Raw genomic sequence first — 12,826 nt, 5'->3', positions numbered from 1 at the left:
CCGTGGGGCCCGCTGCCGCGGCCAAAACGGCATTATGAACGTCTATGTCACTAACTGAGCTCATTCGCGCTTCCGCCAGCGGATTCCATAGGCATCCCTCGCGACTCTCAGTTTCGAGGTATCTAGCGCGTTTTCACACGGCCTGGGTCGAAAGCAGACATTCACAGGACGTACCATCTTCCGCGCAACTGCCAATCAGTGAGTAATTCCGCCTACGTGGCCAAAAGCTCTCATTTGATAGTCGGTTACAGCTTGGAACAGAGACTCAGCTATCAGGCGTAATCTTTCCACCTCTATTGCAGGCGCGCCAGTATCCTGAGCTTCGTGATACCGGCGCATTGCCTCAATTGCCTCGGTGTAGGCTGGGTGGTCGGGCAGCAAAATCTTCGACTGTTTGGGCATCAGTGCCTCGATATCAGTGAATTGATTCAGACAGACTGCCGGCCTCAAGCACCTGGAAATCCACTACCGCGTGATAAAGGAAGTCAGCCAACACTCTAAGCCGCTCGATTGTCGCTGGAGATGCCCCGTTATCTTGGGCGGTCTGATGCGCCCTTATCGCTTCAAGGTCTTCGCGCAGAAGCGGCTCGCCGGCTTTGGCCATACCTTCCAAGGTTCGCTTCATGCTCTGCCCATTCTGCTCTGTCGATCCATTATAGGGCGATAGCGACGGTGTGATGACAGGCATCGATCCAAGGCTTTGTGTTTAGCAATTCAGGCCTCATCGCGGCAAACCGGTACCCATAGGAATGTCACCAGCCTCCCGACCTGCGCCAGCATCTGTGAGAGCCGCGCGTATCGGCGATGGGTCGCGAAGCAACCCCAATACTCAGGCGCCGTGTCGATAGCCGCCGCAAGAGCCAAGCACACCTACGCTGCCTTAGAGAAATCGCCCCCTTCCTCACGTGAGTCATTAGGCCCCACGAAAAACAGCACGTCCATCACAACCCGCAGCAAACCAGCAAAAGCCACACTAATTATGGGGGACCAGATGGGGGACCAAAAACACACAGGCACAAAAAAGCCCCGAATATCAGGGCTTTAATGAGAATTAGTGGCGGAAGCGTAGGGATTCGAACTTTCTCGATTGCAGTGTGATCCGTTCCGAGCAAAAGTGTGCGCTATCATCCCAGGCTGTGTAAAAAAGCCCCAGTTCACGAAGAAGATATGCGGACCAGGCCTGTAGGTCTAGCAGATGGAGGCGTGGATCACCCTGGATCGGTCATAGGCATGGTGGTTGTGCCATCTGGACCGCGGCAGCTGGCCTCATGCCCTGATCGCTTACGTAGTCCTGCAATTCCGATTATCTTCATCATTCATTTGAGGTTGTAGGATAGCTTGAAGGTTCATCTCGACGATTACCCTCGGCAGGGTCTTGACCAGGAAGTGGGTGGTTCCCAGTTTGAGCGTTCCGAAAGGATGCTCCACCGTCTGCTGCCACCCGCGTCGGGTCATGCCCAAGGCGCGCGGCAGAGACATGCTTCCTTTCCATTGAGCCCACTGGTTGTACATGGTCGTCTTATGGGATGACGCGGTGTAGTGGTGGGTCGCGGATGACAACTATCCACCCATTACAGCCCCTCGACCGGTAAAGCAACACCATCCATGCGATGTAAACCCCTTCTGGTGAACAGCCTGACAGTAAGGATTGACCATCACCGCCCGCCGGTAGCAATCCGATCGGAACAGCTGCTTCGCCTGGTTCCTCCCGCACCTCAACTTCCAACCACTTCGACATCGAACGCCTTGCCCTCGGTCGCGACTCGCCTGGCATACCCGACGCCCCACACCATCGCCCGACTCATGGTTTCGCCAGGGCATTGGAAAAAGGCTTGCTCACTCATCATCGAGCCATCGGCGCGATAAACTCCGATGAACAACTGAGTGGCACCCGTTCGTGACAAGCGTGCCTGCACTTCGAGACAGGCTCCTGTGTCCAGCGTTTCCTCATGGATCTGGTGGTGCAGGATCGGATCGCACCATTGACGATAGGTTTCCCCTCTTCTTTTCATCTGCCTGTCCTCTGCTGTTGTCAGCGGTAGATAGCCTCGCGCGCGTAATCAGTCCAAATGAAACGACGCCATCGGACAGGCGGCCGAGTTATACAAAGCGGTTTTTTTGTACATCCACCATTCGTCGCCAAATCCGCAAATCTCATACAACCTTCGTTTCGTCGCCGTCCTTCTAACGCCACAAGCAAAACAACTGGCAATCGCTACAGGACAAGATCATGGCCACGAGATTCACGTATGGCGCACGGTTGCTCGGTCTTATGTTGCTCAGCATCGGTGCTTTGCAGCTCTCGGGTTGCGACATGGTGTTGTTCAATCCAAAAGGTCAGGTCGGGTTGGAGCAGCGCAACCTGATCATTCTCGCCACGCTGCTTATGCTGATAGTGGTAGTCCCGGTCATGATCATGGCGCTGGTATTCTCGGTGCACTACCGCGCCTCCAATGAAAAGGCGCGCTACACGCCGGAATGGAACCATTCGCGCGCTATCGAGGCAGTGGTCTGGGGTGTGCCGCTTATCATCATCATTGTGCTCGGCGTGGTGACCTGGCGCTCGACCCATGCGCTGGACCCGTACCGACCACTCGTGGCTGACCGACCGGCGATAAAGGTTCAGGTGATCGCCACAGACTGGAAATGGCTATTCGTCTATCCCGAACTCGGCATCGCCTCGGTCAATGAGTTGGCCATGCCAGTGGATACCCCGGTGGATTTTCGGGTGACCTCCGATGGCGCCATTACTTCATTCTTCATTCCGGCCCTCGGCGGGCAAATCTATGCCATGGCGGGCATGCAGACCCAGCTGCATCTGATCGCCAACCACAAGGGTACCTACAACGGCATCGCTGCCAACTACAACGGGCCGGGTTTTTCCGATATGTATTTCGAGGCCTTGGCTTTAGACCAAGCCGGTTTCGACGCCTGGGTGACAGCGGTGCGCAGGTCACCGAATCGGCTTGACCAGGCGCGCTATGCACAGCTGGCCAAACCGAGCGTCGCCCATCCTGTGGAGCACTACGCCAAGGTGGACGACGGCCTGTTCCAGTCCCTGATCGACAAGTACCAGGGCATTGACCGGTCTAACGACGTCGAACGGCGCCTGAGCATCCCTGATGATGAAGCGCCGAAAGGCAGCAAGGAGTGACCCGCATGTTCGGAAAGTTGAGCTGGGACGCCATCCCCATGGACGAACCCATCATCATGTACACCCTTGCTGTAGTCGGCATGATCGGCGTTTGCGGCTTTGGGATGATTACCTACAAGCGCAAATGGACGTATCTGTGGAAGGAGTGGTTGACCTCGGTCGACCACAAGCGCATCGGCGTGATGTACATCGTGGTCGCCCTGGTGATGCTGCTGCGGGGTTTTGCCGACGCGCTGATGATGCGTACTCAGCAAGCCATGGCTTCGGACGGCTCGCCCGGCTATCTGCCACCGGAACACTACGACCAGATCTTCACCGCTCACGGCGTGATCATGATCTTCTTCATGGCCATGCCATTCGTGGTCGGCCTTATGAACATCGTCGTGCCGTTGCAAATCGGTGCGCGCGACGTGGCTTACCCGTTTCTGAACGCGGTGAGCTTCTGGCTGTTCGTATCGGGTGCGGTTTTGGTGAATCTCTCGCTGGGGATCGGTGAGTTCGCCCGCACTGGGTGGGTCGCCTACCCGCCCTTGTCCGGTATCGGCTACAGCCCGGGCGTAGGCGTGGATTACTACATCTGGTCCTTGCAGATCTCCGGCGTTGGGACGTTGCTGACCGGGCTGAATTTCTTCGTCACCATCCTAAAAATGCGCACCACCGGCATGACCTTGTTCCGCATGCCGGTGTTCACCTGGACGGTATTGTGCACTTCGATACTGATTCTGGCCGCATTCCCCATTCTCACCGCCACGCTGTTCATGCTCAGCCTGGACCGCTACCTGGGCATGCATTTCTTCACCAACGAGATGGGCGGCAACCCGATGATGTATATCAACCTCATCTGGGCCTGGGGCCACCCGGAGGTGTACATCCTGATCCTGCCGGCTTTCGGAATCTTTTCTGAGGTGGCCTCTACCTTTTCACGCAAGCGGCTGTTCGGCTACTACTCGCTGGTCTGGGCCACCATCGTCATCACCCTGCTGTCGTTCATCGTCTGGGTACACCACTTTTTCACCATGGGCGCCGGGCCGAACGTGAACGCGTTCTTCGGCATTATGACCATGATCATCGCCGTCCCGACTGGGGTGAAGATCTTCACCTGGCTGTTCACCATGTACCGCGGTCGGGTGCGCTTCGAGACACCCATGCTGTGGACGGTGGGCTTCATCGTCACCTTCAGCATTGGCGGCATGACCGGCGTGCTGCTGGCGGTGCCGGGCGCAGACTTCCTGCTGCACAACAGCCTGTTTCTCATCGCGCATTTCCATAACGTGATTATTGGCGGCGCGGTGTTCGGCTACCTGTGTGGCCTGACCTACTGGTTCCCCAAGGCGTTCGGTTTCAAGCTCTACGACCCGCTGGGGCGTGCCGCGTTCTGGTGCTGGCTGGCGGGTTTCTATTTCGCTTTCATGCCATCTTACTTTCTCGGTTTCATGGGCATGACCCGGCGCCTGAACCATTTCAATGTGCCTGAGTGGCGGCCGTTTCTGCTGCTGGAGATGGTTGGTGTGCTTATCATCCTCTGCGGCGTGGCCTGCCAGGTAATGCAATTGATTGTGAGCATCCGCAAGCGCCACGAAAACCGCGACCACACCGGCGATCCCTGGGATGGCCGCACGCTGGAGTGGGCCACTGCGTCACCGCCGCCGTTCTACAACTTTGCCGAGCAACCGGTGGTGCACGGCATCGACGCCTATTGGGGAATGAAGGAGCGTGGGGTCAAGACGCTGATCGAGGCGGATTTTCGCAGGATTCACATGCCGTGCAACACTAGCCTGGGCGTGTTGATCGGCGCATTGAGCACAGTGCTGGGCTTCGCCTTGGTCTGGCATATCTGGTGGCTGGCGATTGCCTCACTGCTGACCACGGTGGCAGCACTGATCGTACGCAGCTACGACCGGCATACCGAGTACTACGTGACGGCCGAGGAAGTCGAACGCGTGGAAACCCAACGGCGTCAGCTGATGGCGGAGGCCTGAGCCATGTCGCACATCATCTTGAACGAAAGCGCCCACCAGCAGGAGCAAGGCTACGAGGATGCGGGTTCGCTGAGCCTGTTCGGCTTCTGGATCTACCTGATGACCGACTGCATCCTGTTCGCCACGTTGTTCGCCACTTATGCGGTGCTGGGCCAGTCCGTGGCGGGCGGCCCTGGCCCTGCGGACATCTTTGAGCTGCCCTACGTCCTGGGCGAAACCAGCCTGCTACTGCTCAGCAGCATCACCTATGGCTACGCCATGCTGGCCAACCACCGCAAGGACAAGCGCCGGGTGCTGCAGTGGCTGGGGGTCACCTTTGTGCTGGGCCTGGCTTTCGTCGCCATGGAGGTGAACGAGTTCCACCACTTGATCGCCGAGGGCTACGGGCCGCAGCGCAGCGCGTTTCTCACCGGCTTCTTCACCCTGGTCGGCACCCATGGCCTGCACGTGCTGGTCGGCCTGGTGTGGATGGCCCTGCTGATGATCCAGGTCCAGCAGCGTGGCCTGTGCTGTGTCAACTCCACACGGCTGAGCTGCCTGAGCCTGTCCTGGCATTTTCTCGACATCGTGTGGGTGTGCGTGTTTACCGTCGTCTACCTGTTCGGAGTGATCTGATGAGCAACGAAAGCCAGATTCACAGCAGTGCCGGCGCCAGCCAGTCCAGCCACAGATCGTACAATATCGGCTTCCTGCTGGCTGCGTTGCTGACCATTGTGCCGTTCGGGCTGGCCATGTTTCCCAGCTTGCCGCGCGCCGCTACCTTCCTGTTGGCGCTGGTCTGCGCGGTGGTGCAGATTCTGGTGCACATGATGTTCTTCCTGCACCTGACCACCGCGCGTGAGCAGCGCTGGAGCCTGGTGGCGCTGGTGTTCTCCGTGGTGATCATCGTGCTGTTGGTGGGGTTGTCGCTATGGATCATGTACTACGTGCACTACAACATGCTCGGTTTGTGACCCGTCCTCGCCCACGGGCTTGTCCTGCCGGCTGGCGATGGTGTTGCTGAGCGGGTTAATGGATGAAACCATGCGTGCCGCCCTGCTCAGGGCTGTTGGTAATGCCCCGGCGATGTGCCGCGCTCGTGGTCATGCTCAAGGCGCTGCACCTGCACGTCAGTAAACGACGACGCTTCACTACGATGCAGGCCTTGCAGGTAATCGCGCGCCGCTTCGCGACTCAAGTTTTCCTGTTCACTGCGCAGCTCGCAGGTGCCGGGTTGGTTGTCGAGGATGTAGCTGATCAAGTACAGGTAGTTGGCCATACGGATACTCCTTTTTTCAGATGGGGATGGACGACTCAGTAGGATTGATCGTTATCGGTTCGCATTCGTTCAGCCCAAAAGACGGCTGGCAGCCGGCAAGGGTGAACTCTGTTTGCCATCGTGCAAGGCTTTGGTGGTGCATGATTAAGGCTTCCTGCATGCTTGGTCGCCAGTTTTGTTTGCCACAAGATGAAAGGCCAACTTTCATTAGAGCCTCTTGTCCGCCCGAGTGAAATTCTTTGCACGATGTGCCGCTTTCCATGGGTCACTGGTTAACACAGACCTTCCTGTGTAACTACCGACATGAGGTGTCAATCATGGCTAGCAATCAAGACGACCGCGGGAATCAAGGTGGCAACGCCAACACCAATCCAGGCAACTTTGCCAATGACCGGGAAAAGGCATCCGAGGCCGGGCACAAAGGCGGCCAGGTGTCAGGAGGTAATTTCAAGAACGATCCAGAGCGCGCCTCGGAAGCAGGTGACAAGGGTGGCCAGGCATCCGGCGGTAATTTCAAGAACGACCCTGAGCGGGCATCCGAAGCTGGCCACAAGGGCGGCCAGGCGTCCGGCGGCAACTTTGCCAATGACCGCGAAAAAGCCTCGGAAGCCGGACGGGTCGGTGGCCAGCATAGCCACGGTGGCGGTCGCAAGAGTGATGACAACCGCTAGTCATCCGTGAAAATCGCAGGGGCAGCCGGGCTGCTCCTGCGCGCTGATGTGGACGTCCCATGTTCATGCACAATAAGATTGCAACACACCGTGCCCGTGGCGCAGCCCAATCCGGGCATCATGGCGGCCTCACGCGCACCTGCCATCAAAACAGCTTGCTTGCGCCCCGTTGCCCATCACGCCACGCCAGTCGGACCATCTAGTACCTGTCTGACCCGGCAAGCCAGATCGTGTGGCTGGCAGGGCTTGGAGATGACCTCGAACTCGGCGCCGCCAATGTCAGTCCGCTCGATCGCGTTTTCCGCGTAGCCTGTCGTCAGCAAGACTTTGATCCCAGGTTGCAGGCGCCGCACGGCTCGGGCAAGCATTACGCCGTTCATGCCGCCCGGCATGATCAAGTCGGTAAACAGCAAGTCATATCGCTCCCCAGCCTGGATCAGTTTAAGCGCCTCGCGGGCGTTAAGCACCATGTCGGCGGCATAGCCGTAGTCCTCCAACACCATCTTCGCCAGCTCGGCCACATCCGGCCGGTCCTCGACGATCAGGATGCGCTCACTGCCAGCACTGCGCTTAGCCACTTTCGACGGTTGCTGCTGCACCAGCTGAGCGTCATCCACCGGGAAGTACAGGCGCAACGTGGTACCTTCGCCTTCTTCGGTGTAGATACGCGCCGCGCCCCCGGACTGGCGGGCAAAACCGTACACCATCGACAACCCCAGCCCCGACCCTTTTCCCTCTTCCTTTGTGGTGAAAAAAGGGTCCATCACACGGTCACGGATGCCCGCAGGCATACCGACACCGTTGTCGGTGATGGATATACTCACGTAGCCACCCGGCAGCAATCCGTCAAACGACAGGCTTGGATCGGTGATCAGGACGTTTCGGGTTGCGATGAATATGTGCGGCCGCTTGCGGCCTATCAGGGCATCCCTGGCGTTGAGGAAAATATTCAGCAGGGCCACTTCTGCCTGTGTCGCGTCGATCCGGCAGCTACGCAGCTGGTCCTCAAGATCAAACTCCACCGTCACCTCGGCGCCGAACGTACGCTCGATGATTGGGCGCGCATCGTCAATCAGGTGGTTCAGGTTCAGTACCCGTCCATGCAACTTCTGCTTACGGGCGAACGCCAGCAATTGCTTGGTCAAGGTACTGGCACGGTCGACTGCCGATTGCGCATGCCCGACGCTACGGCGAATACGGTTCAGGTCCGCCTGGGGCTTCTCGGCTTGACGGGCGATCAGGCCCAGGTAGCCACCCATGACCTGCAACAGGTTGTTGAAGTCGTGGGCGATTCCGCCTGTCAGCTGCCCCAACGCTTCCATTTTTTGCGCCTGACGCAGGGCGTCTTCGGCGTCGCGGCGTCGGCTGACATCCAGCTGAGAAGCAAAGTAATAGATCAGCTCACCGCGCTCATTGAAAATCGGCGAGAGAAACAAGGCATTCCAGAAGCTTGAACCGTCCTTACGATAGTTGAGGATCTCAGCCGCAATATCGACGCGCTGCTCTATGGCCTGACGCAGGCTGTCTACCACCGTGCGGTCGGTGTCGGGCCCCTGCAGGAATCGGCAGTTTTGGCCCAGAATCTCCTCCGCGGCATAACCTGTCATTTCCAGGAAGGCCCGGTTGGCGAAGATGATCGGGTTGTCGTCTCGGTTAGGATCGGTGACGATCATCGGCATCCGGGTAGTTTGCACCGCGGCGAAGAACATATCGCGGGCCAAGCCGGAAATGTCGCCCGAAGCCTGGTTGCTGACGCGCGCCTTCTTTTCGGTCACGAGAATCTCCTTGATCATTGCGCCTGGTTCGTTAAATCTGGACAACTTTCGTGGGCAGGTTGCTCCCGGTCAGCCGCCAAGTTGCACGACGTCGGCAGTTTCAGGGAACAGGCTATCCACTCGCTGCTGGACACCCTGGACGGCAACTACCTCAGCTGGTCGAGCACTGCTTTGGCCAGCGAAGAGGCCGTTATTGGATGGATTAGCCATTTGAAACTGACTCAGACCACTCGTCCGTTGGGCTGTCCGCTTTATTGGCCATGGTTGTCCTCTAAGGACACCAGCCAGAGCCTTTCTCATGCGACAGCTATTTCAAACGATAACCCTTCCCCTCGCTTGCTCTCTGCTGTGGGCCTGCTCCGCTCACGAAACGAAGTCTCCTGTGGAGACACCAGGCAGGCCCGAGTCTGCTAAAACCCAGCTGCTGGAAGCCGGCGCCGCGACGCTGCAGTCCAAGCCGCCCATTGAGGCCATCAACGCTTACCTGGATGGCTTTCACTTCTACAACGGGCATCCGGACGTGCAGATGGAAGCGCACCACTACTGCTCCATCCTCAACGAGGATGTCATTCAATGTGTGATATTCGACGGCAATACCAAGGGGGCGAAGATCATGGGCGTCGAGTACATCATCGACGAGAAGCTTTTTGCCGGCTTACCAACGAGGGAGAAGGCGATGTGGCACAGTCATGGCTACGAGGTCTCCTCTGGGCAGTTGATCGCCCCAGGCATCCCTGATCCTGCGGAACATGCCCTGATGGCGCGACTGGCTCACACCTACGGGAAGACGTGGCACACCTGGCATACCGATCAGGACAAAGCGCTGCCGGTGGGGGTGCCGCAGTTGATGATGGGCTTTACCGCAGATGGGCAGGCTGACCCGGCGATGGTCGAACAGCGCAATGGGCGCTTGGGTGTGGATGCTGGGAAAACCAAAGGCGAGCGGGCTGACATCCGTATTCCTGATGCTGATCCCCAGGCGGATGGCTGGCAGCACGGTAATGTCATTCAAATCACCGATCCAACCGGTGCCCATGTACATCGTTCTTCAACAGCTACGCCATCCACTACGAATAGCCGGTCTAGCCAATAGCCGCCTGCAACAACTGTGTTAGATAAGGTCTTGGGCGCGCCCCCTTCGGGGAGAGGCTGTCGTGTTTGGCGATCATCATGATGGTGATCATCCCCCAAAATCCAAGGGAAAGTAAGGTGTGAAAAGCCCGGTGCATCGGCACCGGGCTTGCGCCTTCATTTTTCGAGTGTGGCCGCCTGGTTACCTCCTTCTTCAGCGATAGCAGAAAGCTTGTCGTCCGCCGCTTTTTCCTCGGCCAAGGTATCGCCCAGCAACGACACTGCTTCCTTCATTCCCAAGTGCTTGGCCATGGCGATCAGCGTTCCATAGCTGGCGATCTCGTAATGCTCTACCTTCTGGCAGGCGCCGATCAGTGCGGCATCCAGCACCGCGCCTTGTTCGATTTCATCGAGCAATTCCTTGCTCTCCTCCACCAGCCCCTCCATCGCAACGCACTTCATCCGCTTGAGCTTCAAACCTGCCGACTCCACCAGTTGGTCGATGCGCTCGATCTGACCCTGGGTCTCGGCCAGGTGGGATGTGAAGGCGTCGGCCAGTAGTGGATTGGTGGCGGCCCTGGCCAACCGAGGCAGCGCCTTGGTGATCTGCTTTTCTGCGCTATACACATCAGACAGTTCATGGATAAACAGGTCTTCAACAGTTTTCCGTGCAGCCATTGGTTATCTCCTAGACGGTAGTGATCAGTGCAGGGTGTTACTCAGAAAAGTTTCCGGGCGCTCGACTTCCGGCGCATCGCCGGGAAGGTCGTTGGGTAGAAGCGAGCCGACTCCGAAGGTCATTACGGCCATGCGTACACGCAGAGCTCGACAGGCCAGGCGGGACTCAGCTTCAAATTCGGCCAACGCTTGGCTCATGAGGTGCTCAACACCAAACAGGCGATGTAGCGAGGCTTTCTTGCGCAGAATGTTCATGATGCCTCCGACTTTCTCAGTCTTTGCCATTAATCAAGCCGGAGCCGAGATCTGCGCCTGTAACCGGGTTGGCGGTTGGATCAGACATTGTCCGAAGCTTCATCGCCTCAACTGTTTCAGCTTCGGCAGGAGTGAGCGTCACCGAAGCGGTGCCATCCCCACCATCCACAGCAGCTGATGGATTTTCCACGTACTCCCACTCACTGCCCTCGTTCCAAGGGCCACGCACATTGGGCTCACCAGACATATTGAAATACTTGTTGGTGAACTCCGGCATACCAGGGAGTTTGCCTTGGGGGAAGTTCGGCTGAATGGTATGAAGCGCCTTTTCAAAGGAAAGCTGATGGGCGATCTCCCGGGTCATGAGAAAGCCCAGCGCCTCTTTCACGCCCGGGTCATCGGTAACGTTCATCAGACGTTCGTAGACGATCTTGGCTCGCGCTTCAGCTGCAATGTTCGAACGAAAGTCTGCTGTAGGCTCGCCTATGGTATCGACATAGGCAGCGCTCCAAGGGACGCCAGCCGAATTGGTCAGTGGAGCACCGGCACCATACAAGATGCTGGTGATGTGGGAGTCGTTACCCGCACCATTGATTGCTCGATACAGCTCGCCTTCCTCTTCGACCCCTTCGGCCAAGCGGCCTTTGGCACCCTTGTTGAGCATGACGATTATGGAGCCGACGATCTCCAGGTGGCTGAGCTCTTCGGTTGCAATATCCATCAGCAGGTCTTTACGCCCTGGGTCGTCTTCCGCCAGTGCCTGGGTGAAATATCGGCTAGCAGCGGCCAGCTCGCCCTGAGCACCACCGAATTGTTCGAGCAACAGATTGGCCAGGCCGGGATTGGGCTGGGCGACACGCACGGTATATTGCAAGCGTTTGTTATGGATAAACATGGTTTGCTCCTCGCGGCTAGTAAGCAGGCGCCCTCTAATGTAGGCACCATCAATGCTTAGGAGCGAACAGATGTTATTACGTGCTAAATCCATATCCGCTTTCTGGATGAATGGACCGGGAAGATAAGTTCAATCGAAATTTCACATCACTCGAAAATACCTTAACTCTAATCTTTAGCGTACCCATCCATTCGTCGACCGAAACGAACCCCTGAGACAATCCGGATTCCCAATAACTCATTTCCGAGGATATTGACCATGACGACCCCGACTGAAAACTTACTCGATTGGCTGCGAGATGCTCATGCAATGGAGCAGCAAGCGGAGAAAATGCTCAAAGCACAAGCAGAGCGGTTAGAAAATTATCCCGAGCTTCGTGAGCGGATCGTTCAACACATCGCAGAGACGGAGGGACAACAACGTCTACTTGGGGAATGCATTAAGCGTTTGGGAGGAAGTCCTTCAACTTTGAAAGATCTTGCAGGAAAGCTCATGGCATTCGGGCAGGCTGTGGGTGGTATGACCATGAGTGATGAAGTCGTCAAAGGGGCTATGTCTGGTTATGTATTTGAGAACCTTGAAATCGCCTCCTATACCGTGCTTATTGAGGCAGCAACGGCCTCAGGTGATGAGCTTACTGCCGAAGCGTGCCGAGCGATTTTGAAGGAGGAGGTCGCGATGGCCGACTGGTTGAGGGAGCACTTGCCAGAAATCACCCGCGCATTCCTGAGCCGGTCGGCAACACCTGGCGAAGAAGCGAAACGATGACCCAATATTTGCGCCGTCTGCGATACCCGGCGGCGCAAACAACTGATAAAGGGGCGCCAATGCGAAGCCTATCTGACACACGCTGCTGCTCCGGACGAACGAAAGGCCCATTATGGAAAACGTTCAGCTTTAGCATTCTTCACTTCACCATTGCATTCACAGTTGCATATTTACTTACAGGCTCAGCGCTCACAGGCGGACTGATAGCTGTAATTGAGCCGGCATGTAACACCTTAGCATTCTATTTTCACGAAAAACTATGGCGCCAGCTAGAGCGCAGATGAAAACAAGCGGCGCAGATCGCCTGCCCCTGCCCCTGCCC

The 12,826-nt window shown here is 57.2% G+C and carries 15 protein-coding genes and 2 pseudogenes; 9 read left to right on the top strand and 8 right to left on the bottom strand.

Going from position 1 to position 12,826, the window contains the following annotated elements:
* Positions 1 to 195: 195 nt before the first annotated feature.
* The 3 genes from AC07XM_RS20310 to AC07XM_RS20300 form a co-directional block, all read right to left on the bottom strand.
* Positions 196 to 402: a hypothetical protein gene (locus tag AC07XM_RS20310; RefSeq protein WP_102689572.1), complete on the bottom strand. Its 207-nt coding sequence runs from the start codon at positions 400 to 402 to the stop codon at positions 196 to 198.
* Between the two features lie 13 nt (positions 403 to 415).
* Positions 416 to 625 carry a hypothetical protein gene (locus AC07XM_RS20305; protein WP_102689573.1) on the bottom strand — a complete coding sequence of 70 codons (210 nt, stop codon included), beginning with the start codon at positions 623 to 625 and terminating at the stop codon, positions 416 to 418.
* 1,090 nt (positions 626 to 1,715) lie between these two features.
* The gene (locus AC07XM_RS20300; protein ID WP_054888278.1) at positions 1,716 to 2,012 is read right to left on the bottom strand and encodes a hypothetical protein; all 297 of its coding nucleotides are present in this window, start codon (positions 2,010 to 2,012) and stop codon (positions 1,716 to 1,718) included.
* Positions 2,013 to 2,230: 218 nt separating this feature from the next.
* On the opposite strand from AC07XM_RS20300, the gene cyoA reads away from it, so the two are divergent.
* Genes cyoA through cyoD form a run of 4 tightly spaced genes read left to right on the top strand, consistent with a single transcriptional unit; the run spans position 2,231 to position 6,086 of the window.
* Positions 2,231 to 3,154, top strand: a complete 924-nt coding sequence (gene cyoA / locus AC07XM_RS20295) for a ubiquinol oxidase subunit II (protein WP_054888277.1) — start codon at positions 2,231 to 2,233, stop codon at positions 3,152 to 3,154.
* 5 nt (positions 3,155 to 3,159) lie between these two features.
* Positions 3,160 to 5,133, top strand: coding sequence for a cytochrome o ubiquinol oxidase subunit I (gene cyoB, locus AC07XM_RS20290; protein WP_054888276.1), 1,974 nt, complete (start codon positions 3,160 to 3,162; stop codon positions 5,131 to 5,133).
* 3 nt (positions 5,134 to 5,136) lie between these two features.
* Positions 5,137 to 5,748 carry a cytochrome o ubiquinol oxidase subunit III gene (gene cyoC / locus AC07XM_RS20285; RefSeq protein ID WP_102689574.1) on the top strand — a complete coding sequence of 204 codons (612 nt, stop codon included), beginning with the start codon at positions 5,137 to 5,139 and terminating at the stop codon, positions 5,746 to 5,748.
* The gene (gene cyoD, locus AC07XM_RS20280) at positions 5,748 to 6,086 is read left to right on the top strand and encodes a cytochrome o ubiquinol oxidase subunit IV (protein WP_054888274.1); all 339 of its coding nucleotides are present in this window, start codon (positions 5,748 to 5,750) and stop codon (positions 6,084 to 6,086) included. Before cyoC ends, cyoD begins: the two co-directional genes overlap by 1 nt.
* Before the next feature lie 86 nt (positions 6,087 to 6,172).
* Here cyoD and AC07XM_RS20275 read toward each other — a convergent pair whose 3' ends face one another.
* Positions 6,173 to 6,391: a hypothetical protein gene (locus AC07XM_RS20275; RefSeq protein WP_102689575.1), complete on the bottom strand. Its 219-nt coding sequence runs from the start codon at positions 6,389 to 6,391 to the stop codon at positions 6,173 to 6,175.
* Between the two features lie 260 nt (positions 6,392 to 6,651).
* Here AC07XM_RS20275 and AC07XM_RS20270 point away from each other — a divergent pair.
* Together AC07XM_RS20270 and AC07XM_RS20265 are read left to right on the top strand one after the other, a co-directional pair.
* Positions 6,652 to 6,969 (top strand): annotated as a pseudogene (locus AC07XM_RS20270) (con-10 family general stress protein); the annotation flags it as partial.
* Positions 6,970 to 7,062 (top strand): annotated as a pseudogene (locus tag AC07XM_RS20265) (con-10 family general stress protein); the annotation flags it as partial. It abuts the pseudogene before it with no gap.
* Between the two features lie 176 nt (positions 7,063 to 7,238).
* On the opposite strand, the gene AC07XM_RS20260 reads toward AC07XM_RS20265, so the two are convergent.
* A complete protein-coding gene (locus AC07XM_RS20260; RefSeq protein ID WP_102689582.1) occupies positions 7,239 to 8,837 on the bottom strand; it encodes a histidine kinase famiy protein in 1,599 nt (532 codons plus the stop codon).
* Between the two features lie 298 nt (positions 8,838 to 9,135).
* Here AC07XM_RS20260 and AC07XM_RS20255 point away from each other — a divergent pair, with 298 nt between their 5' ends.
* Positions 9,136 to 9,930, top strand: coding sequence for an OBAP family protein (locus tag AC07XM_RS20255; protein WP_102689577.1), 795 nt, complete (start codon positions 9,136 to 9,138; stop codon positions 9,928 to 9,930).
* A gap of 155 nt (positions 9,931 to 10,085) precedes the next feature.
* Here the strand turns inward: AC07XM_RS20255 and AC07XM_RS20250 are convergent, their stop codons facing one another.
* The 3 genes from AC07XM_RS20250 to AC07XM_RS20240 are packed head-to-tail and all read right to left on the bottom strand — an operon-like array spanning position 10,086 to position 11,736.
* On the bottom strand, positions 10,086 to 10,586 hold the full coding sequence (locus AC07XM_RS20250; protein WP_054888270.1) for a YciE/YciF ferroxidase family protein: 501 nt from the start codon (positions 10,584 to 10,586) through the stop codon (positions 10,086 to 10,088).
* Positions 10,587 to 10,610: 24 nt separating this feature from the next.
* A complete protein-coding gene (locus tag AC07XM_RS20245; protein WP_054888269.1) occupies positions 10,611 to 10,841 on the bottom strand; it encodes a hypothetical protein in 231 nt (76 codons plus the stop codon).
* Positions 10,842 to 10,857: 16 nt separating this feature from the next.
* Positions 10,858 to 11,736, bottom strand: coding sequence for a manganese catalase family protein (locus tag AC07XM_RS20240; RefSeq protein WP_054888268.1), 879 nt, complete (start codon positions 11,734 to 11,736; stop codon positions 10,858 to 10,860).
* A 258-nt stretch (positions 11,737 to 11,994) separates the two neighbouring features.
* On the opposite strand from AC07XM_RS20240, the gene AC07XM_RS20235 reads away from it, so the two are divergent.
* Positions 11,995 to 12,504 carry a ferritin-like domain-containing protein gene (locus AC07XM_RS20235; protein ID WP_054888267.1) on the top strand — a complete coding sequence of 170 codons (510 nt, stop codon included), beginning with the start codon at positions 11,995 to 11,997 and terminating at the stop codon, positions 12,502 to 12,504.
* Between the two features lie 59 nt (positions 12,505 to 12,563).
* Positions 12,564 to 12,788: a DUF2061 domain-containing protein gene (locus AC07XM_RS20230; protein WP_080641021.1), complete on the top strand. Its 225-nt coding sequence runs from the start codon at positions 12,564 to 12,566 to the stop codon at positions 12,786 to 12,788.
* Positions 12,789 to 12,826: the final 38 nt, after the last annotated feature.

This window comes from Pseudomonas sp. GW460-LB5 (assembly GCF_059423245.1).
The sequence above is the reverse complement of the archived record's forward strand: the minus strand, read 5'-3'. Positions and strand labels throughout refer to the sequence as shown.

Bases quoted from the DNA above. Each gene is read 5' to 3' on its own strand.
- AC07XM_RS20310 (WP_102689572.1), bottom strand. From the start codon at position 402: ATGCCCAAACAGTCGAAGATTTTGCTGCCCGACCACCCAGCCTACACC.
- AC07XM_RS20305 (WP_102689573.1), bottom strand. From the start codon at position 625: ATGAAGCGAACCTTGGAAGGTATGGCCAAAGCCGGCGAGCCGCTTCTG.
- AC07XM_RS20300 (WP_054888278.1), bottom strand. From the start codon at position 2,012: ATGAAAAGAAGAGGGGAAACCTATCGTCAATGGTGCGATCCGATCCTG.
- cyoA (WP_054888277.1), top strand. From the start codon at position 2,231: ATGGCCACGAGATTCACGTATGGCGCACGGTTGCTCGGTCTTATGTTG.
- cyoB (WP_054888276.1), top strand. From the start codon at position 3,160: ATGTTCGGAAAGTTGAGCTGGGACGCCATCCCCATGGACGAACCCATC.
- cyoC (WP_102689574.1), top strand. From the start codon at position 5,137: ATGTCGCACATCATCTTGAACGAAAGCGCCCACCAGCAGGAGCAAGGC.
- cyoD (WP_054888274.1), top strand. From the start codon at position 5,748: ATGAGCAACGAAAGCCAGATTCACAGCAGTGCCGGCGCCAGCCAGTCC.
- AC07XM_RS20275 (WP_102689575.1), bottom strand. From the start codon at position 6,391: ATGGCCAACTACCTGTACTTGATCAGCTACATCCTCGACAACCAACCC.
- AC07XM_RS20255 (WP_102689577.1), top strand. From the start codon at position 9,136: ATGCGACAGCTATTTCAAACGATAACCCTTCCCCTCGCTTGCTCTCTG.
- AC07XM_RS20250 (WP_054888270.1), bottom strand. From the start codon at position 10,586: ATGGCTGCACGGAAAACTGTTGAAGACCTGTTTATCCATGAACTGTCT.
- AC07XM_RS20245 (WP_054888269.1), bottom strand. From the start codon at position 10,841: ATGAACATTCTGCGCAAGAAAGCCTCGCTACATCGCCTGTTTGGTGTT.
- AC07XM_RS20240 (WP_054888268.1), bottom strand. From the start codon at position 11,736: ATGTTTATCCATAACAAACGCTTGCAATATACCGTGCGTGTCGCCCAG.
- AC07XM_RS20235 (WP_054888267.1), top strand. From the start codon at position 11,995: ATGACGACCCCGACTGAAAACTTACTCGATTGGCTGCGAGATGCTCAT.
- AC07XM_RS20230 (WP_080641021.1), top strand. From the start codon at position 12,564: ATGCGAAGCCTATCTGACACACGCTGCTGCTCCGGACGAACGAAAGGC.